Origin of the sequence: Streptomyces sp. NBC_01304 (assembly GCF_035975855.1) — a bacterium.
Classification (GTDB): domain Bacteria; phylum Actinomycetota; class Actinomycetes; order Streptomycetales; family Streptomycetaceae; genus Streptomyces.
Genome location: NZ_CP109055.1, coordinates 5,512,709 through 5,534,207 on the forward strand (window position 1 = coordinate 5,512,709; position 21,499 = coordinate 5,534,207).

The following is a 21,499-nucleotide window of genomic DNA, read 5'->3' on the forward strand; positions in this document are numbered from 1 at the left end:
GTATGTCCCGAAAGTCCGATGCCCGCCCCGACACCTCCCGGGGCTTCGCCCCGCCCGAGTGGCTGGTTCGGACTCTTGATCCGTTGAAGCCTCAGAAGGCTCCCGTTCCCTGGCCGGCCGTCGCCCGTGCCGCCATCGCGATGACGTTGCCGCTCGTGATCGGTCTTGCCACCGGCTACCCGGGCTATGGCGCGCTCGCCTCCATGGGCGCCCTCTCCGGGGTCATCGGCGACACGGCGACCGCGTACCGGATGCGGGTCTACAACATCGCCGTGCCGCAGCTCTTCGGCGCGATCGGCGTGACGCTCGGGACGCTGGTGTTCGGGCACGGCTGGGTCGCCGTGGGTGTGGTGACCCTGGTCGCCCTGGTCTCCGGGATGATCTCGACGATCGGCGCGGTGGCCTCGGTCTCCGGGCTGCTCCTCCTCCTGAACGCCGTGGTCGGGGCGGGACTTCCGATGCCGGGCGACTGGTGGCTCGCGCCCCTGCTGATGTGCGGCGGCGGACTGCTCGTGCTCGTTCTCGCGCTGCTCGCCTGGCCGTTCAGATCGGGGGTGCCGGAGCGGATCGCGGTGGCCGGGACCTTCCGCGCGGTGGCCGACCTCCTTGAGACCGCGAGCAAGGACGCGGCCGCGTACGCCGCCGCCCGCCAGGCCGTCACCCAGTCCCTCAACCAGACGTACGACCTGGTGCTCGCCCGGCGCGCCCGCGACCACGGCCGCAACGAGGACCTGGTCCGCCTTGTCGCGCCGCTGAACGCGCTGATGGCCGTGATCGAGGCGGCGCCCGCGGCCCACCAGTGCGGGCAGCCGCTGCCGCAGCAGGTGCCGGCTGCCGTACGTTCCCTCGCCGATGCCGTGCAGAGCGGCTTCGCCGGGCCCGTCGACCTGCGGCTGCCCGAACCCGAGGGCCCGGCCGCCCGCGCCGTCGACGACGCGGTGCGCCACGTCGCCGCCGCCCTGACCGACGTGGACCCGGGCAATGTGGACGACCGCCTCGGCCGGCCCGCCGCACTGCGCGAGCGGGTCCGGCGCACCGCCCGCAACGTGCTGCTCTCCGCGGCCTCCTGGCGGTACGGGCTGCGGCTCGCGCTGTGCATCGGGCTCGCGCAGGCGCTGGTGTCGCTGATCGAGGTCGAGCGCTCGTACTGGGTGCCGCTGACCATCACCTTCGTGATGAAGCCCGACTTCGGGTCGGTGTTCTCGCGGGCCGTGCTGCGCGCCTTCGGCACCGCGGCGGGGCTGGTGCTCGCGGCCGGGGTGCTCTCGCAGGTGCCGCGCGGGTGGTGGGACGTCCTGGTGATGCTGCTCCTCGCCCCGCTCATCCCGGCGCTCACCCCGCGCGGCTACGGCTACCAGACCATGGCCATCACACCGGTCATCCTGGTCCTGTCGGACGTGCTCAACCACGCGGGTTTCGGCCTGGTCATGCCGCGTCTGTACGACAGCCTCATGGGGTGCGGGATCGCGCTCGTGGCGGGGTATCTGCTGTGGCCGGAGAGCTGGGGCACCCGGATCGGGGACCGCCTCGCGGACGCGGTGGCCGACGCCGCAGGCTATGTCGAGATCGCCTTCCTCGACCCGGCCTCGCCCGGCGCCCCCGACGTCGCCGCGCGGGCCCGGCTGCGGCGCCGCCTGTACCGGGACCTGTCCGTCGTCCGTACGGAGTTCCAGCGGGCGCTGACCGAGCCGCCGCCGGTGGGGACCCGGGCGGCGGCGTGGTGGCCGTTGGTGGTCGCGGTGGAGCGGGTCGTCGACGCGACCACCGCGGCGCGGGTGCGGATTCGGCATGGGGCGGTGCGGCCCGCTCCCGCGGAGGGCGAGGAAATCGCCGGGCAATTGCGGGAGTTGGCGGCCGGGCTGCGCTCGGCGAAGCGGCTCGACGAGGTCTCGGCACTCCTTCCGGAGGAGGACCAGGACGGGGTCCTGGCACCGCTTCGGCAGGAGGTCCGGTCGGCTCGGGCCATCGCGTCGCCCAGCGAGCGCTAAAGATTGTCCTCAAGCGCCGGACGGGCTGATCTATCAGCCCGTCCGGCGCTTGAGGACAATCCTTGAAGCCGGCGGCAGCCTTTCGGGAAGGGGCGGGGTGGGGGATCAAAACATGCCCCCCGGCCCCGACCTCGCGACGATGGACCCATGGCCCCGCACCGCGTACGCCGCACCCTGCTCCTCGCGGCCCTCGGCCTGACACTCGCCGCGACACTGACCGCCTGCACCGACGCCGAAGGCGTACACAGTGACGGCCCCATGGACGACGTCACCGCCCCCCTCACCCTCTGGCCCGACACCGTCCCCTCCCACGCCTCGGCCGAACAACGCCCAGGCACCCCCACCACCGTGGACGGCGTCCCGAAGGTGCCCTCGGGCGACATGGACGACGCGGACGCCCTCGAAGTCGTCAAGGCCGACATCGCCGAGTCAGGCAGGACCGACAAGGGCAGCGGCCGCCTCGTCTCCCCCCAGGCGGTGAAGCGGCTCGCGGACTGCACGGGCAAGGCCTGCCCGGTCCGCAAGCCCGTGCTGCACGACCTCACCGGGGACGGCAAGGACGAGCTGATCACGGCCGTGGACATCGACGGGCGGACCAGCGAGCTGCGGGTCTACACGGTCCGGCGCGGGCAGGTCGTCCGGGTGCTCGCCCGGCGCGCGGTCCTGGAGGGCGTCGAGGTCGCGGCGGGCCACCTCGCCATCCGGGAGCCGACCAGCAACCCGGAGTACGTGAGCGTCTCCGACTACATCTGGGACGACGCGGCGATGGACGGCAAGGGCGCCATGGTCCTGTCCGGGGTCACCCTCGACGAGTGCCGCTCCCGCAAGTCCTCCGACGAGCCCTGCCCCAAGGTCCTCTCATGAGGCTGCGCTGGAAGATCTCGCTCACCATCACCGCCGTCTGCTGCGCCGTCGCCGTCGTGCTCGGCGTCCTCGTGCACAACGTCGTGGCGAAGCAGACCGTGGGGGAGGTGAGGAAGGAGATCCGGCTCGCCCTCGACAACGCGATCGCCGCGTACGAGTACGGCACCTCCACCAGCGGCAGCAACACCGAGCTGGAGCCTCGTGAACTGCCCGATGAACTCAAGGAGTTGGTCAAGCGGGGCGAGCGCGGCAGCATGGTCGGCGAGCGGGCCGGGCAGCCCGTGATGTGGGCCGCGGCGCCCGCCGACAAGAAGGCCCTCGCGGTGTGGACGCCGTACGCGAGCACCCGCACCCGGCTGGACACCATCGACACCGCCATCCTCGGCTCGGCCCTGCTCGCCGCCGGCCTGGTCACCCTCGCCGGGCTCTTTCTCGCGGCCCGCATCAGCCGCCGCCTCGGCGCGGCTGCGCAGTTCGCCCGACGCATCACCGAGGGCGATCTGGACGCCCGGGTGGGGATGGACGCGGGCCGGGGGAAGGGGCGGGACGAGGTGCGGGACGTCGCCCATGCCCTCGACACGATGGCGAGCTCGCTGCAGTCGCGGATCGAGACGGAGAAGCAGTTCACCGCGGATGTCGCCCATGAGCTGCGTACGCCCCTGACCGGCATGGTCGCGGCGGCCGGACTGCTGCCCGAGGGCCGCCCCAAGGAGATGATCAACGACCGGCTGCAGGCGCTGCGGCTGCTCACCGAGGATCTCCTGGAGATCTCCCGCCTCGACTCGGGCGCCGAGACCGCCGACCTCGACGAGCATCAACTGGGCGCGCTGGTACGGCATTCCGTACGGGCGTCGGGCCTTGAGGCGCAGGTGCGGGTGGTGCGGGACGTCGCCGTGCGGACGGACCGGCGGCGCGTCGACCGCATCCTCGCCAATCTGATCGCCAACGCCCATCGGCACGGGCGTCCACCGGTGGAGATCACGGTGGACGGGCTCGTGGTGGTCGTGCGCGACCACGGCGACGGCTATCCGCGGGAGCTGGTCGAGCACGGCCCGCAGCGGTTCAGGACCGGCGATCCGGGGCGGGGCAAGGGGCACGGCCTGGGGCTGACGATCGTGGCGGGGCAGGCCTCGGTGCTCGGCATCGTGGTCGAGTTCACCAACGCGCCGGACGGCGGGGCGAGGACCGTCCTTCGACTGCCGGCCTCGCCCCCCGATCCTCTCTGATTCCCTCTGACCTGCTACGACACCTTGTCGAGGCCCTTCACCAGGCCGTTCTGCCAGAGGGACTCCACCTCGGCCCGCTCATTGGCGTCCGGGTTCGGGTTGGTGCAGGACGGGCCGGGCCCGCCGCCGGACATCAGCTCGCTGCACGGCCCTTCGTAGTGGTCCGGCAGGCCGAGGACGTGCCCGGTCTCGTGCGCGGTGATCCGGGTGGGGTCGTACTCCTGGGCCTGGGAGTAGTCGATGAAGATGTAGCCGCGGCCGTGCCCGTCCGTGGAGGCGTACGAACCACGGGAGTCATTGCCTTCGCGGTACGAGAAGTCCGCGCCGCTCGAACCCGCCTGGAGCTGGACGTTGCCGACCGAGCTGTTCCATATCTGGGTGCTGCTGGCTATCTCCTGGGCGAAGCTGGGCGCGGCGGACGCGTCGTAGACGACGGTCACGGACTGGGCGCCCGGGTTCGCGGCGCGCTTCTTGGCGACCGAGTCCATGACGGCCTGGTAGAAGGCGCGGTTGGCCTTGGCGTTCTCACCGGACTTCTCGTACGTGGCGTACGACGAGGCCGAGGCCGGCGCTGTGGGGGCGGAGGCCGCGGTGGCCGGGGACGTGACGAGCGCGGCGGCGGCGAGGCCGAGGGCGGCGGTCAGGGCGGGCTTGGCAAGTCTCATGCGACGGGCTCCTACTCGTGTGGGGCGAGTGGTCGTCCACTCGTGTGGGGCGAGCGGGTCATCCAGGAGTGTCGGGCCGGGCGGGGGCCGCCGGGATGATGCCAATCGGCGATAGGCCCGTGCTATCGCCCCCTTCGGGGGGCTCCGTGGGCGCCAACTCGGCGTGTTCTGCGGGGTTTTGGTCGTCTGGTGCGAGGCGTACGACAGTTCTACGCTCAACGTCATGGACCTCGAGGTGAGGCACCTCCGCGCCGTGTGCGCCATCGCCGACACCGGCAGCCTGCACAAGGCGGCGCGTCAACTGGGCATGACCCAGCCCTCGTTGACGACCCAGCTGCGCCGCATCGAGGACACCCTCGGCGGCCGGCTCTTCGCCCGAGAGCGCACCGGCTGCCGCCCGACACCGCTCGGCCGGGTCCTGCTCAGCCGGGCCCGGCCGGTGATAGCGGAGATGCGGGACCTGGTCGCCGAGGCACGGACGGCGGCCGCGCGGGCGGGCGGGCCCCAGCTGCGCATCGGCTCCACCGCGAGCCGCGCCATCCCGGGCTGGCTGCGCCGGCTGCGCGTACGCCTGGCCCAGACGGAATCGCCCGCCGACCCCACGCTGCAGATGGACGTGTCGGCGAACGCCCTGCTCAGGATGGTCGCCGACGGCGAGCTGGATGTGGCCTTCGTGCACGAAGTGGAGGGCTGTCCGCTGCGGATGCCGCCCGGACTGCGCCAGCGGGTGCTGATGGAGCGCGAGCCGCAGTTCGTCTCGCTCGCCGTGGACCATCCGGCGGCGCGCGGACGGACCGTGCGTCTCGGGGAGCTGGCCGGGGACCAGTGGATGGTCGACCCGACGGTGGACGGGGAACGCGAGGCGCTGGTCCGTGTGTTGCGTGCCGCGGGCCTCAACCCCCGTGTGCTGCACGGGGATTACCTCACCGCGGCCACCCTGGTGGCGACCGGCGAGGTGGTCACGGTCTGCCAGCCCACCTCGCGCGCGCGTCCCGACATGGCGATCCGCCCCCTGGAAGGGGATCCCCTTGCCGTACGCCTCCTCCTGGTGGCGCGCGGGACGGCGGACGCCGACGGCAGCCTCGACGGCATCTACGACGACCTGGAGGCCGCCTATTGGGAGGCGGCCCGCGGGGCGGCGGGGTACCGGGAGTGGCTGCTCGGCACGGGCGCAGGCGTCGGCGGGCGGGGTGACGGAAGGGCCGCCTGACCCTCCCCCCTCGGGACCTTTGGCCCGTTATCCACCTTTACAAATGCGTGCGCCGGATTCGCCCTGATCGTTACATTGCTTACGCATTACCCAAACATGACCCTCGTAGCTTCGTTGTTGTCGCCGCCGCGAAGGGCTGCCGCCGGAGGGCGCGACCACCACTGGCTTTGCAGCCCAACGAAGATCTACGAGGAAGAGCAGACATCATGCGCGCCACCCGCCGTACCCTCCGTACCTCCGTCATCGCCGCCGGTGTCGTCGCCGGTCTGGCCCTCCCGGCCGCGGCCGCGTTCGCCGACTCCCCGACTGTTCCCGACAGCAACAAGGAGCAGGTCCTTCCGGGCAAGGACGACGCCAAGAAGGACGAGGGCAAGAAGGACGAGACCCCGAAGCCCGGCGGCTGGGAGTCCAAGGGCTCCAAGGACCTGGGCGACGGCTGGTCCGCCGACGTCTCCGTAAACGCCTCCGCCCGCATGGCCAAGGCCGAGATAGCCCTGAACAAGTCCCTCCAGGGCTCGCTGCAGGCCAACGGCAAGACCGCCACCGCCAAGATCGGCGAGTACACCTTCACCCTGACCGCCGACGGCCAGGTCTCCAAGAAGAAGACCGGCGGCGAGACCCCGAAGCCCGGCAGCTGGAAAGACCTCGGCACCAAGGACCTCGGCAACGGCTGGTCCGCCAACGTCTCCGTGAACGCCTCCGCCCGCATGGCCAAGGCCGACATCTACTTCTCGAAGGCCGGCAAGGGCTCCCTGAAGGCGGTCGACGGCAAGACCGCGACCACCAAGATCGACGGCAACACCTTCACGCTGACCGCCGACGGCCAGATCTCGATGAAGAAGGGTGAGAAGCCGACCCCCGACGGCCGCACCTTCGTCCGCGAGTACAAGAACATCGGCGGCTCCGGCTTCGACGCCAAGGTCTACAAGGTCAAGGGCGGCTACGACGCCGAGATGTGGGGCAAGAACCCCGAGGGCAAGTACATCAAGTGGGACACCCTGCAGCAGCGCGGCAACAAGGCCGCGTACGGCGGGCACAACGGCGCCCACTTCGTCCTCAACCCCGACGGCACCATGAAGGGCTGGGTCGAGGGCGGCAAGAAGGACCAGCACAAGAAGCCCGTCGCGCCGGTCAAGCCGGGCACCCCGAAGGGCGGCGTCAAGGCCGGCGCCGAGGGCGTCGGCGCCTCGGACAACACCGAACTGCTCGCCGCCGGCGGCGGCATCGCGGCGGCCGGTGCCGCGGGCCTCGGCTTCGCGATGCTGCGCCGCGGCCGCGAGCAGGGCTGAAGCCTGCCGGAACGGTCGGGCCGGCCACGGCTCCCCGGCCATCCGTAGCTGAAAGTGGGGCACCCCGACGGCAGGGGGGTGCCCCACTTTCGCATGTCTCAACTCCCCCTGGAGTCACGGGAGTTGGAGCAATGCGAGGATGGCCCGCATGACCAAACAGGAACGGGCGGGCCGCACCCGCAGACTCCTCATCGACTCGGCTGCCGTGGAGTTCGCCCGACGCGGCTATGTCGGTACGTCCCTGAACAAGATCTGCACCGCCGCCATGGCCACGGTCGGCGCGCTCACCTTCCACTTCCCGGCGAAGAGCACGCTGGCCGAGGCCGTCTGCGCGCAGGGGGCCGAGCTCACCCGCAAGGCAGTCGCCGAGGCGAGCGGGGCGGCGGACTCCCCGCTGCGGGGCGTCGTCGACGTGACGCAGGCACTGGCCGGGCTGCTCGACACGGAGCCCGCGGTCCAGGCGGCGGCCCGGCTCACGCGGGAGCAGCGGGACATCCGGGCGGACTGGTACGACGCCTGGTTCCCCACCGTGCGCGACCTGCTCGACCGGGCCCATCAGATGGGGCAACTGCGCGGGGACGGGGCCCCGCAGGCGGTGATGGCGCTGGTGGGGTGCCTGGTCGCGGGGTTCGAGGGGGCGGCCATGCGGGTCGACTACGTCCCGCCGGGGGGCGGGAGTTGGAGCCCGAAGGGGCAGCTCGACGCGATGTGGGACGTGATCCTCCCGGGAGTCGTCACCCCGCCCGGCACCTCGTTATGACGGAGCCCCGTGCCACTCCGGCCGCCACACCCCGGGATCGAGCACGATGCGCTCCGCGACCTCCGCGCTCGCCACGATGCCCGGCAGCAGGAAGTGCCACAGGCGCGCGATCCGCTGCGGCAGGTCCGCGCGGGCGCCGACGATCTGGGAGTAGAGCTGGGTGCCCGTGAAACAGGCCGCCAGATGCTCGACCAGCTCGCCCAGATCCACATCTGCCACCAAGTCACCCTTTTCACGGGCGACTTCAAGACACTCGATCATCGTCCGCTTCCAGTCCGCGTACAAGGTGTCGTCCTGCAACTGGAAGGCGCTCTGCTCGATGACGAGCCGCACCCCGGCCCGCAGCATCGGGTCGTACTGCAACGCCCACGACCAACTCAGCGTGATGTCCACGAGGCGCTGCAGGCCCTCGGAGCGGAGGAACGGCAAGATCATGTCCGGCTGGGCGTCCAGGACAGCCTGCGCGAGCTCCCCTTTGGTCTTGAAGTGGAAGTAGATGGCACCCATGGTCGTCCCGGCCCGCTGACCGATCCGCTTCATGCTGGCGCCGGCGAACCCCGCCTCGTCGAATACCTCGGCCGCTGCCAGGATGACCTTCTCGCGGGTCTTCACCGCACGCGCCTGCATCACCTTGGAAACCCCCAACTCCTTGCAATCCCCGTCGATTTCGCGCCACGTTCCAAAATCATCCTGGAACCGCTCGGCGAAGAAAGCGAGTGGGACAACGCGGCGGGCCGGGGCTCCCCGAAGGGAATCCCGGCCCGCTCGACGTGCTGGATCAGTCAATGGCTAGACGCCGATGTCTGAACCGTCCTTGCGCCACACGGACACGACGGCCGGACGAACGATCTTGCCAGGTCCGTCCGGCCACACCGACGCCGGCTTCTCGACGGACGCCCCGTCGAGCTCGCCCGGGTGCTGCACCGACACCAGGACGCGACGGTCCTGGACCAGCGGGCCACAGGTCTCGGCGCCCTTCGGGACGGTGAGGAACTGCTTCAGCTCACCACGCCGCTTGCCGGACGTCGCGACGCCGAACAGGCCGTCGTGGTTGCCGAGTTGGTTGCCGTCCGTGGAGATCCACAGGTTGCCGTGCGGGTCGAAGGCCACGTTGTCCGGGCAGGAGATGGGGCTGACCTGGTCCTTGGGGAAGCCCGCGAAGTACGTCGCCGGGTCGTTCGGGTCGCCCGCCACCAGGAAGAGCAGCCACCCGAACTTCGTCGACGCCGGGTTGTTGCGGTGCTCGGTCAGCTCCAGGATCTGGCCGTGCTTGTTCAGGTTGCGCGGGTTGGCCTCGTCGGCAGGGGCCTTGCCGGTCTTGCCGCGGTCCGCGTTGTTGGTCAGGGCGACATACACCTTGCCGGTGCGCGGCGAGGGCTCGATGTCCTCGGGGCGGTCCATCTTGGTGGCGCCGACCTTGTCACCGGCCAGGCGCGTGAAGACGAAGACCTCTTCGGCCGTCATGCCCTCGACGTGCGACTCGGCGCCGTCCGCGGTGGCGGTGGCAAGGGGCAGCCACTGGCCGCTGCCGTCGAACTCGCCGTCGACCGGCAGGGCGCCCGAGCCGTCGATCTGCCCGGCCGGGGAGTCACCGGTGAGCTTGGCGACGTACAGCGTGCCCTCGTCGAGGAGGGTCAGGTTGTGCTCGCGCGCCCAGCGGGAGTTGCCCTTGCGCATGCGCTTGCTGGAGACGAACTTGTAGAAGTAGTCGAAGCGCTCGTCGTCACCGCTGTAGACGACCGGGCGGCCGTCGTCGGTGAGGCGGATGGTGGCGCCCTCGTGCTTGAAGCGGCCGATCGCGGTGTGCTTGATCGGGGTCGAGTCCGGGTCGTACGGGTCGAGTTCGACGACGTACCCGAAACGGTGCACCTCGTTGGGCTCCTGGGCGACGTCGAACCGCTTGTCGAACCGCTCCCACTTGCGCTCGGAGGCGCCTGTGCCGATGCCGTAGCGCTTGTCCGTGGCGCTGGAGGAGTTGGCGAAGTACTGGTTGAAGTTCTCCTCGCCGTGCAGCGTGGTGCCCCACGGGGTCGTACCGCCCGAGCAGTTGTTGAGGGTGCCGAGCACCTTGGTGCCGGTCGGGTCGACGGAGGTCTTCACCAGGTCGGAGCCCGCGACCGGGCCCTGCAGCCGGAACTCGGTGGTCGCGGTGACGCGGCGGTTGAGGCGGTGACGGCGAACGGGCCTGAGCGCGCCCGTCTTACGGTCCTCCTCCACCACGACGACACCGAGGCCGTGCGCGGCCCAGGCGATCTCGGCCTGCTCACGGGTCGGGTTCGCCGGGTCGTAGCCGCGGAACATCAGGACCTCGTCCGTGTACTCGTGGTTGGCCACGAGAAGCTGACGGCCGTGGCCGAGCGGGAGCAGGGAGAGGAAGTCGTTGTTGTAGCCGAACTGGCCGGCCTGGGCCTTCGCCGTCTGGTTCTCCGGGTCGAAGTCCGGGGTGCCGGGCAGGATCGGCTCGCCCCAGCGGATCACCACGTTCTGGCCGTAGCCCTCGGGGATCGTGACCTGGTCCGCGGTGTTGGGCGCGACGGCCTGGAAGCGCAGGCCGCGCGCTGCCTTGCGGGCCTGGTCGGCCTTGGTGGTGTCCCCGGCGGCGACGGCGTTGCCGTCCTGGCCGAGCACGATCCCGGTACCGGCGGCCGCGGCCACCGTGACGACGGCGGCGGCACGCATCATCGTGCGGCGGCTCACGGCACTGGCGATGACATCGCCGACGTATTCGTTGTCGCTGGTGTTCGGCACCTCGTGGAAGCAGGCGTCACCGCAGCGGTAGCGGCAGGTCAGCGCGGAGCGTCCGCCCTGGTGCGGGGTGTTCTTGGTGATGAGCGGCAGCAGTTTGCGCACGGTTTCTCCCCTGAGCCGGATTGGCCCTGTTTCGGCGCGCCCTGCGCCGACACGGTGTCGGATCTTTCGGATCTGTTTCCGGCGTGACGCTAGGGGCGGTCGGCTGAGCTGCGGGGGCCGCGAGGTGAACGGAGGGTGAACCTGCGTCGGCGGGCCGGGAGTTGACACCGGCTTTGGGTTGGGCGGGTGATCGGCGGGCGGGGTCCTGCCTACCCTGCCGAAGATCGCTTCAAGGCCCGGCTAACCTTACGTGTCCGCCCTGGCCAGGGGTTGGCGCCTGCCGTTGGGTTCGGGCCGGAAGGCCCGCGGCGTCTGGTGCGTGCGATCGCAAGGCGCCGAGGCGTCCTCGTAGCGGAGCTACTAGGGCGCCTCGGCAACGCCGCGAGCGTGCGTGCCAGACGCTGCGGGCCCGGCCCGAACCCAACGGCAGGCGCCTAAGGAATCAACTCACGCGAAGGGTTGCGCACATGGGCATTCTGGATCGCCTGCGGAGCGTTTTTGGGCGCGGCAAGGCTGCGGCTGCCGTGCCGGAAGCTAGGCAGGAGGTGGCGGAGCCCGCCGAGGTCGAGGCCGAGGCTGCGCCTTCCGTGCCGGCGCAGGCCAAGGAGACCCTGCGGGAGTCGGAGGTCACGGTGCCGGCGCCGGCCGCCGAGCCCTCGCCTTCGGCGGTGGACGAGCTGGTTTCTGCCGCCTTCGACAATCCGTCGTTGAGTACGGTGCCGAAGCCTGCGGGGCCTGTGAAGGTCGAGCCCGACCCGCTTGAGGTTGCGGCTGCCGTCGAGGCGGAGGAGGTCGTCGCCGAGGCGAGCCCCGAGCCGGTCGAGGTTGCGGCCGAGGTCGAGCCCGTGGAGGTCGCGGTCGAGGCAGACCCCGAGCCCGTCGCGGTGGCGACTGAGGCCGAGCCCGTGGAGGTCGACGAGCCGGTCGAGGTTGCGACCCAGCCCGAAGAGGTTGTCGTCGAGGCGGACCCCGAGCCCGTCGCGGCCGAGGTCGAGCCCGTCGCGGCAGCGGTGCCCGCCGGAAAGCCCGCCCACACCCTCGCCAAGATCAAGAACAAGGCCCCCGCCCTCGTGGCCGCCTACAAGGCTGCCGGGGCCCAGCTGAAGAAGCGCGGCATCACCGGGGTGCGGGCCGACCTGTATCTCGTGCTCGACCGGTCCGGATCGATGCGGCCGTACTTCAAGGACGGCAGCGCGCAGAACCTGGGCGAGCAGGTGCTCGCCCTCGCCGCGCACACCGACGAGGACGCGACCGTGAACGTCGTGTTCTTCTCCACCGAGCTCGACGGCACCGGCACCCTCACGCTCGACGAGCACGAGGGACGTATCGACGAACTGCACGCCGGACTCGGACGGATGGGGCGGACCAACTACGACACCGCCATCGCCGAGGTCGTCGCGCTGCACGAGAAGTCGGGCAACGCCGACCGTCCCGCGCTCGTCGTCTTCCAGACCGACGGTGCGCCGGAGTCCAAGACCGCCGCCACCCAGGCCCTCAAGGACGCGGCGAAGCACCACATCTTCTGGCAGTTCGTGGCCTTCGGCGAGCACGAGGCCAAGGCCTTCGACTACCTCCGCAAGCTCGACGCGGACGAGAGCGTCGACAACGCCGCCTTCTTCCACGCCGGCCCCGTCCCCAACGAGCTGACCGACGCCGAGCTGTACGAAGGCCTGCTCGGCGGCTGCCCCGCCTGGCTCAGCAAGTAGGAATCCCGCCTGTGAGGGCCCCGTCTCAGCCCCCGGAAAACCCGAGCTGGGGCCCTCAAGAGGTCGGATACGCTAATGAGGTTCCGTAGACGCCCAGTGCCTGAACTGACCGCGTCACTCCTCGTAGCGACTTGGGAGCAGCCTGTAATGGCTCGACACCTCATCACCAGCGCCCTTCCGTACATCAACGGGATCAAGCACCTGGGCAACATGGTGGGGTCCATGCTCCCGGCGGACGTGTACGCCAGGTACCTCCGCCAGACCGGCCACGAAGTCCTCTACATCTGCGCCACCGACGAGCACGGCACCCCCGCCGAGCTCGCCGCGAAGGAGCAGGGCCTGCCGGTCGCGGAGTTCTGCGCCCAGGCGCACGACGCCCAGAAGGCGGTCTACGACGGCTTCCAGCTGGCCTTCGACTACTTCGGCCGCAGCTCCTCGCCGCAGAACGCCGAGCTGACCCAGCACTTCGCGCGCAAGCTGAACGAGAACGGCTTCATCGAAGAGCGCGCGATCCGCCAGGTGTACTCGCCGGCCGACGGCCGCTTCCTCCCCGACCGCTACGTCGAGGGCACCTGCCCGCACTGCGGCTACGACAAGGCGCGCGGCGACCAGTGCGAGAACTGCACCCGCGTCCTGGACCCGACGGACCTGATCAACCCGCGCTCGGCGATCTCCGGCTCCACCGAACTCGAAGTGCGCGAGACGAAGCACCTCTTCCTCCTCCAGTCGAAGCTGCAGGTCGAGGTCGAGGCCTGGGTCGCCCAGCACGAGGAGGAGTGGCCGCAGCTCGCCTCCTCCATCGCCCGCAAGTGGCTGACCGAGGGCCTGCACGACCGCGCGATCACCCGCGACCTGGAGTGGGGCGTCCCCGTCCCGGCCGACACCTGGCCCGAACTGGCCGCCGAGGGCAAGGTCTTCTACGTCTGGTTCGACGCCCCGATCGAGTACATCGGCGCGACGAAGGAGTGGGCGGACGCGACGGGCGGCGACTGGAAGTCGTGGTGGTACGAGGCGGACAAGGGCGACAACCCGGTCCGCTACACGGAGTTCATGGCGAAGGACAACGTCCCCTTCCACACGGTCATGTTCCCGGCCACGGAGCTCGGCGTACGCGAGCCGTGGAAGATGGTCGACTACGTCAAGGCCTTCAACTGGCTGACGTACTACGGCGGAAAGTTCTCCACGTCCCAGAAGCGCGGCGTCTTCACCGACCAGGCCCTTGAGATCCTGCCGGCCGACTACTGGCGCTACTTCCTCATCGCCAACGCCCCCGAGTCCGACGACTCGTCCTTCACGTGGGAGCACTTCACGGCGACGGTGAACAAGGACCTGGCGGACACGCTGGGCAACTTCGTGAACCGCGTACTGTCCTTCTCTCGCAAGCGCTTCGGCGAGGAGGTCCCGGCGGGCGCGGAGGCCGGCGAGGCGGAGACGAAGCTGGGCGAGGAGATCGCGGGTCTGCTCTCCGAGTACGAAACCCAGATGGAGGCCCTCCAGTTCCGCAAGGCGGCGGCCGCGCTGCGCGCCCTGTGGTCGGCGGGCAACTCCTACCTGGAGGAGAAGGCCCCCTGGCTGGAGATCAAGACCGACCCGGAGGCCGCGGCGCTGACCCTCCGGACCGCGATGAACCTGATCCACCTCTACTCGGTGGTGTCGGAGCCCTTCATCCCGACCTCGGCGGCGGCGATGCGCTCCGCCTTCCAGCTGGCCGACGACACCGCGACCTGGGTCACGGCGGACGAGGCCCGCACCCTGAACTTCGTCCCGGCAGGCACCCCGTTCACGGTGCCGCCGGTGCTCTTCGCGAAGATCCAGGACGAGGACCTGGAGTCGTACAAGGAGCGGTTCGGCGGGGCGCCGGAGTAGTTCAGCCTGTTTGTACGTGACGTATGAGGGCGGCGATTCCGTCCCGGGTGAGCTTGATTACCTGGGCGGGGTCGTCGCTTTCTCGTAGTAGCAACTCGTGGTTGCCGTGGGCGAGTTCTACGCAGTCATCGCCGTCGCCGCCGCCAGAGAAAGTCGACTTCTGCCACTGGGTCACGCGTCTCACAGCTCCTTCGCCAAACGGTGGATGAAGTCCCGCGACCGCACCGGGTCGAGCGACGCCGACTCCACCTTACGGAAGAGCGTTCGAAACCGGGCCAGTTGAGACTCGGCATCCAAGAAGGGGCCTCCGTGAGGCGCGTCCCGTTTGGCGGTGTCCAACTGCCGCACGACACCACCGGCGTACACCATTGACGTGTTGGCCCCGGCGAAGCCATCCACGTCGAACGGGATGACCCGGACCGTGACATTCGGACGCTCCAACTGACGCAGGATCTCCTCCAGTTGGGCCCGTGCCGTACGGCGATCGTCCACGCGCGTACGCAGCACACCCTCGTGCACAACCGCCTCGTACTCGACCGCCCGGTCCCGTTCCACGACCACACGGCGACGCATCCGATGCGCAACTCTGGGCTCCAGCTCGCTCGCAGGCAGTTCAGGCGCCGCGTACGAGAACACAGCCCTCGCGTAGGCCTCGGTCTGGAGCAGTCCCGGGACATGCGCGGTAGCGATCACTTGGAGGGAGGTGGCGTGGTGCTCCAGCTCCGCCAGATCCAGGAAGGGCGGCGGCAATACCTCCCGGTACTCCTCCCACCAACCTCGCGTGCGATCCGTCGCCATGGCCACCAGCGCCTTGATGAACGCCTCGTCCACGCAGGCGTAATGCGCAGCCAGACGGCGCACGCGGTCCGCGCTCACGCCCGCAACCCCGGATTCGATTTGGCTCATCTGAACCGAGTCGGCGCCTAGTAGCGCAGCCGCTTCCCGAGCCTTCATTCCCGTTGCCTCGCGCAGTTTGCGCAGCTCAGCACCTAGCCGCACCCTGCGAGCGGTGAGCAGCCTCTTGGGCGGCATGGGCGCGCCTCCTTGCCTCAACTGCCTTGTACACGTGACTCGTTCGGGGGTCAGAGTACGCCAACGGCTTGCGACTTCCTAAAGTTAGGAACTACCTTCAGTTACGCGACGCACACGCTGCGCACCCGGGGCCACCGGAAGTGCACCGCCTCGTCATGCCATGACGGAAGCGGCATAGCCACCGCCCGACGAACGCGGCACCGACCCAACTCCCCTTCCCTGAACCGGAGTTCAGCCATGCCCGAATCCAGCCCAGCCGACTCCTGGGAGTACACCTTGTACATCCCGCACGACCCCCGCGCGGTCAGCGTCAGTCGCCGCACCCTCCGCCTGATCCTCGCGGCCCACGGCCTCCCACACCTCGCCGAAGTCGCCGAACTCCTCGCAACAGAGCTGATCAGCAACGCCGTATGCCATACGAAGGGCCCGGCGGCCCTACGCCTGCGCTGGTCACGCCGGACCCTCCGCATCGGCGCATGGGACGCGGACCCCACCCCACCAACGCCGCCGGAAACACCGGAGGCCGACGCGGAACAGGGCCGAGGCCTGACCCTCGTCAGAACCTGCGCCGACGGGTGGGGCTGGTACCCCCTGACCGGCGACAACAGCGAGAGCGGCAAGTACGTCTGGTGCGAACTCGCCGGAGCCGTGGCCTGAACGGGTCCTCGCGCTACTGCTCAACTGATCAACTGCCTGATTGCGTGGCTGGTGTGGGTGGGTGGTTGCGCGGACCTCCGTCTGTCTCGTTGCTGGCTGCGGGTGCTCTTTTGGCTGGCTTTCCCCAACTGATGTCAGTACGGGGCCCAGGGGGAGAAGTCCCGGCAACGGAAGAGGCGGGGAAGAGCAAAGACGAAAGACAAAGACCGCAGCGAGAGAAGGGGATGGAGGGGGCGGGCGGGGGCTCGGAGGCTGGGCGAGGGAAGGGCGCGGGCTGGGGCTCGGAGGGTGGGCGCGGGCTCGGAGGGCGGGCGGGGGCTCGGAGGCTGGGCGAGGGAAGGGCGCGGGCGCGGGCCCGGAGAGCGGGCGCGGGCTCGGAGGGCGGGCGGGGGAAGGGCGCGGGCGAGGGCTTGGAGAGCGGGGGCTCGGAGGGCGGGCGGGGGGCCTAGTGGGGGAAAACGGGCAACGGAACCAGCACAAAAGGGACGCTTTTGCGCCCCATTCCCCCCACTAGGCCTCCAGGCGCCGCTCTCCGCCGACTCGCGGCGGGAAAGGGGGCTTGCCTAACGGGCAACCCGGGCACCTCGACGCCACTTTCCGCACGGCCAGCCCCAGCCCCCCGGTCCCGGGCTCGCGCCTCCCCCTCCCGAGCTCACACTCCCCGCCCCGGGCCTGCACTTCCCCGTCCCGGGCCAGCATCTCCCCCTGCCGGGCCCTCACTTCCCCGCCCCGAGCCCGCATCTCCCCCTGCCGGGCCCGCACTTCCCCGTCCCGAGCCCGCACCTCCCCCTCCTTCCCCTTCCCCTTCTCTCGCTGCGCTCTTTGTCTTTGCCCTGCCCCCACCTCTTCCATCACCGGCAGCCACCTCCCTGGGCCCCGTACTGACATCAGTTGGGGAAAGCCAGCCAAGAGAGCACCCGCAGCCAGCAACGAAAGAGACGGAGGTCCGCGCAACCACCCACCCCCACCAGCCACGCAATCAGGCAGTTGATCAGTTGCCCCTACCAACCCCACCCTCCGCCCCACCGCACAGCCAGCCCCAGCCCCAGACCCAGCCCCAACCCCACACCAGGTCCCCCCTCACCGCCCCAAAGCCCCCGCATCCCCCATCACCACAACAGGCTTCGCCGCCGGCTCCAGCCACCGCAGCAACTCCTTCATCTGCGCCTTCGCCTGCGAGATACAGCCCTGCGTGGGCCCGCCATGGTCCACGTGGAACCAGATCCCGCCACCGCGTGAGGCCCCGAGCGGCCGAGTCCAGTCCAGCGGCGTCGTCCCGGGCTTGCGGTTGTAGTTGACGGCGACGACGTAGTCGAAGGCATCCCCGAGCGGCTCGCCCTCGACGTTCGTCCCGCGTGCGACGAAGGCGGGGCCCCGGTCGTACGGCAACTCCGTCCCGGGATCGGGCTCATGGCCCCCCGCGTCGGTCAGGCCGAAGACGCCGATGGGGGACTTGAGGTCGCCCTGGACGTGATGGTCGGTCCAGCCCTTCAGCGCGTTCCGGGTGGGCCAGGGATCACCGACCGCCCGCCAGCCGCCCTCGCCCGCCGTCTCGCGTACGTACCGCTGAGCCGTGCCCCGGTTCGAGTCGGGCGCATCGCCGGTGACGACTACGGCCTGGTGGGTCGAATCCGGTATCTGGGCAAGGGTCTTGGGGCCGAGCGCGGGTATCTCGCGGGGCGCGGCATCGGCGACCGGCAGGTCGGGCGCGGCCTTTCCCGCGTGGCCGCCCTGTCCGGCGGCGGCCGGGGCGACGGGCCCGCCGGCCTGGGCCCCGCCGTCTTCAGCCCCGGCGCACCCGCCGAGCAGCAGCCCGGTGGCGCAGAGCAGGGCGGCGGCAGCAGCGGCCGGGGCGAGACGTCGACGTCGATCGGGGCTCACGGAGTCCTCTCAGAGGTGGGTGTGGGGTGAATGGGGCAGCTGAACCGGGGCATTTCGGGCGCGTAGGGGCCCCTTTGCCCCAGATCCCGATCCCCATCCCCCTCGGCGGGCGCGGGTCAGGGGGCCGAGGGCGTCTTTCCGCCTGGGGTTGGGCTGTCGTCGCTCGCGCCCGGCCCGAAGTCCGCCGAAGCCAGTGCGCGGCGGGCCTCCTCCAGGCGTCGGGCGCCCGCGTCGGAGGAGGAGCCGACGCAGAGGGTGACGACGACGGTCGTATCCGGGGCCGGGCCCCGGAGCAGCCCGTAGTACTCCTCGGCGCCGCCGACGACCTGGCAGGACTTGCTCAGCGCGACCGGGTCGAGCCGGGGCCCGGATCGTGCCTTCGCGGCCAGTACAGGCGTCCGGTCCACCCGCAGGAGGAGCAACGCGTCGTCCGGCGACCGGAGTCGGCCGATGACCGCGCAGGACCGCGGCGCACCCTGGACGCAGTACTTCAGGCGCGGTTCGCCCAGCGGCTGCGTCGCCGCGACGCCGACCGGCTCGTCCGCGCCCTGGCCGTCGAGCAGCAGCTGCTCGCCCTGCCAGCCCGCGGGCAGCCGCAGGCGAAGGCCCGCCAAGTCCGGGTAGGGCACCGGCTTCCCGGCGGGCGACGCGGCAGGCGGCACCAGGTCCGGGTCGGCCCCGGAGCCGGAAGGCAGGAGCGTGCCCGCGAGCACCGCCCCGGCCACGGCGGCCACGCCGAGCACACCCGCGTTGCGGCGCCGGCGGCGACGTACGACCAGCTCCCGCACCCGCCCCATCCGGCCCTCGGGGGCGGCGGGCCGGGGCACGGCGCGTTCCAGGAAGTCCCTCAACTCCCGCTCGGCTGCGGCGAGTTCATCCGGGCGCTCACTCATGACACCCCTCCACCGGTGCGGGCAGCACGCCGCGCAGCGTGCGCAGTGCCTTCGCCGACTGGCTCTTGACCGTGCCGGGCGCGCAGCCCAGCGTGGCCGCCGTCTCCTCGACGCTCAGGTCCTCGAAGTAACGGAGCACGACGACCGCCCGCTGCCGCACCGGCAACCCGCGTATCGCCGAGGCCAGGGACTGCTCCAGGTCGACGCCCGCGTAGGCGTCGAACGAGCCGATCTTGTCCGGCAGTTCGCCGTGCGGCACCTCGCCCCGCCAGCGCCGCCGCCACCAGGACGAGTGCGTGTGCACGAGGGCCTTGCGGATGTACGCCTCCGGATGGTCCTCGGCGATCCCGTGCCACTTGGGCCAGACCCGGGCCAGGACCGTCTGCAGCAGATCCTCGGCGAGGTGCGCGTCGCCGGTGAGCAGCCAGGCGACGCGGAGGAGGCGCGGCCCGCGCGCGGCGACGAACGCCTCGAAGTCGCCCTCGTCGCCCGGGTTCATCGTGCCGCCCTCGCCCTTTCGTCGTGTCGTCCACGCCTGTGGAACACGGTGGGCCCCCGATCAGGTTGCCCCGCGCCACAAGTTCCACGGGAAAGGGCCCGGAACCTTGAGGTTCCGGGCCCTTTCAGCAACGTACGCCTACGTACGCGACGGACGAACGTACGCCTACGTACGCCTACGTACGCCTACGTAAGAACTACTCGCCGGCCTTGTCGGCCTTCGCCGGAGCCACCGGCTTGCGCAGCGCGATGTTCAGCTCGCGCAGACGGGACTCGTCCAGCTCCGTGGGCGCGCCCATCATCAGGTCCTGCGCGTTGCCGTTGAGCGGGAAGGCAATCGTTTCGCGGATGTTGGGCTCGTCCGCGAGGAGCATCACGATGCGGTCGACGCCGGGGGCGATGCCACCGTGCGGCGGGGCGCCGAGGCGGAAGGCCTTCAGCATGCCCTTGAACTCGTGCTCGACGGTCTCCGCGTCGTAGCCCGCGATCTCGAAGGCCTTGAGCATGACGTCGGGCTCGTGGTTGCGGATGGCGCCGGAGGACAGCTCGATGCCGTTGCAGACGATGTCGTACTGCCAGGCCAGGATGTCGAGCGGGTCCTTCTCCTCGAGGTCCTTCATGCCGCCCTGGGGCATCGAGAAGGGGTTGTGCGAGAAGTCGATCTTGCCGGTGTCCTCGTCCTTCTCGTACATCGGGAAGTCGACGATCCAGCAGAAGCGGAAGACCCCTTCTTCGAAGTGGCCCGCGCGCTTGGCCGCCTCGACGCGGACGGCCGACATGATCTTGGAGACCTCGTCGAACTCGCCGGCGCCGAAGAAGATCGCGTGGCCGGGGACCAGGCCCAGGCGCTCGGTGAGGACCTTGACGTTCTCCTCGGTGAGGAACTTCGCGATCGGGCCCGCGAGGGAGCCGTCCTCGCCGACGCGGACCCAGGCGAGACCCTTGGCGCCGTGCTCGACCGCGTACTCGCCGAGGCCGTCGAAGAACTTGCGGGACTGACCGGCGGTGTCCGGGACGGGCAGCGCGCGGACGTGCCGGCCGGCGAAGGCCTTGAACTCCGAGCCCTCGAACACGTCGGTGATGTCGACGAGTTCGAGCTTGGCGCGCAGGTCGGGCTTGTCGTTGCCGTACTTCAGCATGGATTCCCTAAAAGGAATCCTCGGGAACGGGGACGTGACCTCGCGGCCGCCGCCGAACTCCGTGAAGAGCTCGGTCATCAGCTTCTCGATCGGCTGGAAGACGTCCTCCTGCTCGACGAAGCTCATCTCGACGTCGAGCTGGTAGAACTCGCCCGGCGAGCGGTCCGCGCGGGCGTCCTCGTCGCGGAAGCAGGGCGCGATCTGGAAGTAGCGGTCGAAGCCCGAGATCATCAGCAGCTGCTTGAACTGCTGCGGGGCCTGGGGGAGCGCGTAGAACTTCCCGGGGTTGAGGCGGGAGGGGACCACGAAGTCGCGGGCGCCCTCGGGGGAGGTCGCCGTCAGGATCGGGGTCGCCATCTCGTTGAAGCCGAGGGCCACCATCTTGTGCCGGATCGCGGCGATCACGGCCGAGCGCAGCATGATGTTGCGGTGCATGCGCTCGCGGCGCAGGTCGAGGAAGCGGTACTCCAGGCGGCGCTCCTCGTTCACGCCGTCCTCGGCGTTGATCGTGAAGGGCAGCGGGGCGGCGGCGCCGAGCACCTCGACGTCGGTGGCCTCGATCTCGATCTCGCCGGTCGGGAGGTCCGGGTTCACGTTCTCCGCGCCACGCGAGACGACCTTGCCGTCGACCCGTACGACCGTCTCCTTGGAGAGCTTGTCGAGGACCTCGGCCGCGGCGGTGCCGGGGCGGGCGACGAGCTGCGTGATGCCGTAGTGGTCGCGCAGATCGATGAAGAGGATGCCGCCCAGGTCTCGGCGATTGTGCAGCCAGCCGCTCAGCCGGACGTCGGTGCCGACGTCGGTGGCGCGGAGCTCGCCGCACTTGTGGGACCTGTACCGGTGCTGCATCGTCATCCAATTCTTCGCGAGCGGGTCGGCCTGGGCCGGGGTGGGCCGCGTCGCGGGTTGTTCGCGAGATTCTTCGCGAGACAGGCGGGAATCAACCACCCCAGGTTACCGGCACCCCCGCCTCTC

General features: G+C 70.4%; 18 protein-coding genes. 9 read left to right on the forward strand and 9 right to left on the reverse strand.

Annotated elements, in window-relative coordinates; all coding sequences use genetic code 11:
- Positions 1-2: 2 nt before the first annotated feature.
- The 3 genes from OG430_RS24430 (at position 3) to OG430_RS24440 (ending at position 4,078) form a co-directional block, all read left to right on the forward strand.
- The gene (locus tag OG430_RS24430; protein ID WP_327354726.1) at positions 3-1,988 is read left to right on the forward strand and encodes an FUSC family protein; all 1,986 of its coding nucleotides are present in this window, start codon (positions 3-5) and stop codon (positions 1,986-1,988) included.
- A gap of 147 nt (positions 1,989-2,135) precedes the next feature.
- Complete coding sequence (locus tag OG430_RS24435) at positions 2,136-2,852, forward strand: hypothetical protein (RefSeq protein ID WP_327354727.1); 717 nt, start codon at positions 2,136-2,138, stop codon at positions 2,850-2,852.
- Positions 2,849-4,078 carry a HAMP domain-containing sensor histidine kinase gene (locus OG430_RS24440; protein WP_327354728.1) on the forward strand — a complete coding sequence of 410 codons (1,230 nt, stop codon included), beginning with the start codon at positions 2,849-2,851 and terminating at the stop codon, positions 4,076-4,078. The genes OG430_RS24435 and OG430_RS24440 overlap by 4 nt, the downstream gene beginning before the upstream one ends.
- A 14-nt stretch (positions 4,079-4,092) precedes the next feature.
- Here OG430_RS24440 and snpA read toward each other — a convergent pair whose 3' ends face one another.
- Positions 4,093-4,743, reverse strand: coding sequence for a snapalysin (snpA, locus tag OG430_RS24445; RefSeq protein WP_327354729.1), 651 nt, complete (start codon positions 4,741-4,743; stop codon positions 4,093-4,095).
- A 223-nt stretch (positions 4,744-4,966) separates the two neighbouring features.
- On the opposite strand from snpA, the gene OG430_RS24450 reads away from it, so the two are divergent.
- The 3 genes from OG430_RS24450 to OG430_RS24460 all read left to right on the forward strand — a co-directional run bounded on the left by OG430_RS24450 (position 4,967) and on the right by OG430_RS24460 (position 8,002).
- A complete protein-coding gene (locus OG430_RS24450; protein WP_327354730.1) occupies positions 4,967-5,953 on the forward strand; it encodes a LysR family transcriptional regulator in 987 nt (328 codons plus the stop codon).
- 206 nt (positions 5,954-6,159) lie between these two features.
- On the forward strand, positions 6,160-7,242 hold the full coding sequence (locus OG430_RS24455) for a hypothetical protein (protein ID WP_327354731.1): 1,083 nt from the start codon (positions 6,160-6,162) through the stop codon (positions 7,240-7,242).
- Positions 7,243-7,390: 148 nt separating this feature from the next.
- Positions 7,391-8,002 (forward strand): TetR family transcriptional regulator, encoded by a 612-nt coding sequence (locus tag OG430_RS24460; RefSeq protein WP_327354732.1) that lies wholly within the window; start codon positions 7,391-7,393, stop codon positions 8,000-8,002.
- Here OG430_RS24460 and OG430_RS24465 read toward each other — a convergent pair.
- Both OG430_RS24465 and OG430_RS24470 read right to left on the reverse strand, forming a co-directional pair.
- The gene (locus OG430_RS24465; protein WP_327354733.1) at positions 7,997-8,647 is read right to left on the reverse strand and encodes a ScbR family autoregulator-binding transcription factor; all 651 of its coding nucleotides are present in this window, start codon (positions 8,645-8,647) and stop codon (positions 7,997-7,999) included. The two genes, OG430_RS24460 and OG430_RS24465, sit on opposite strands and share 6 nt — an antisense overlap.
- Positions 8,648-8,791: 144 nt before the next feature.
- Positions 8,792-10,852 (reverse strand): PhoX family protein, encoded by a 2,061-nt coding sequence (locus OG430_RS24470; RefSeq protein WP_327354734.1) that lies wholly within the window; start codon positions 10,850-10,852, stop codon positions 8,792-8,794.
- Between the two features lie 467 nt (positions 10,853-11,319).
- Here OG430_RS24470 and OG430_RS24475 point away from each other — a divergent pair, with 467 nt between their 5' ends.
- Together OG430_RS24475 and metG are read left to right on the forward strand one after the other, a co-directional pair.
- On the forward strand, positions 11,320-12,558 hold the full coding sequence (locus tag OG430_RS24475; RefSeq protein WP_327354735.1) for a VWA domain-containing protein: 1,239 nt from the start codon (positions 11,320-11,322) through the stop codon (positions 12,556-12,558).
- Positions 12,559-12,705: 147 nt separating this feature from the next.
- Positions 12,706-14,424: a methionine--tRNA ligase gene (metG, locus tag OG430_RS24480; protein WP_327354736.1), complete on the forward strand. Its 1,719-nt coding sequence runs from the start codon at positions 12,706-12,708 to the stop codon at positions 14,422-14,424.
- 1 nt (position 14,425) lies between these two features.
- Here metG and OG430_RS24485 read toward each other — a convergent pair whose 3' ends face one another.
- Together OG430_RS24485 and OG430_RS24490 are read right to left on the reverse strand one after the other, a co-directional pair.
- A complete protein-coding gene (locus OG430_RS24485) occupies positions 14,426-14,599 on the reverse strand; it encodes a DUF397 domain-containing protein (protein WP_327354737.1) in 174 nt (57 codons plus the stop codon).
- A 5-nt stretch (positions 14,600-14,604) separates the two neighbouring features.
- Positions 14,605-15,456 carry a helix-turn-helix domain-containing protein gene (locus OG430_RS24490; RefSeq protein ID WP_327354738.1) on the reverse strand — a complete coding sequence of 284 codons (852 nt, stop codon included), beginning with the start codon at positions 15,454-15,456 and terminating at the stop codon, positions 14,605-14,607.
- Positions 15,457-15,693: 237 nt separating this feature from the next.
- Here OG430_RS24490 and OG430_RS24495 point away from each other — a divergent pair, with 237 nt between their 5' ends.
- On the forward strand, positions 15,694-16,113 hold the full coding sequence (locus OG430_RS24495) for an ATP-binding protein (protein ID WP_327354739.1): 420 nt from the start codon (positions 15,694-15,696) through the stop codon (positions 16,111-16,113).
- Between the two features lie 1,080 nt (positions 16,114-17,193).
- On the opposite strand, the gene OG430_RS24500 is transcribed toward OG430_RS24495, so the two are convergent.
- From OG430_RS24500 to aspS, 4 genes are all read right to left on the reverse strand, one after another.
- Positions 17,194-17,994, reverse strand: a complete 801-nt coding sequence (locus OG430_RS24500; RefSeq protein WP_327354740.1) for a L,D-transpeptidase family protein — start codon at positions 17,992-17,994, stop codon at positions 17,194-17,196.
- A 116-nt stretch (positions 17,995-18,110) separates the two neighbouring features.
- The gene (locus tag OG430_RS24505) at positions 18,111-18,887 is read right to left on the reverse strand and encodes a hypothetical protein (protein ID WP_327354741.1); all 777 of its coding nucleotides are present in this window, start codon (positions 18,885-18,887) and stop codon (positions 18,111-18,113) included.
- On the reverse strand, positions 18,880-19,386 hold the full coding sequence (locus tag OG430_RS24510) for a SigE family RNA polymerase sigma factor (protein WP_327354743.1): 507 nt from the start codon (positions 19,384-19,386) through the stop codon (positions 18,880-18,882). Before OG430_RS24510 ends, OG430_RS24505 begins: the two co-directional genes overlap by 8 nt.
- Before the next feature lie 196 nt (positions 19,387-19,582).
- Positions 19,583-21,373: an aspartate--tRNA ligase gene (gene aspS, locus OG430_RS24515; protein ID WP_327359206.1), complete on the reverse strand. Its 1,791-nt coding sequence runs from the start codon at positions 21,371-21,373 to the stop codon at positions 19,583-19,585.
- Positions 21,374-21,499: the final 126 nt, after the last annotated feature.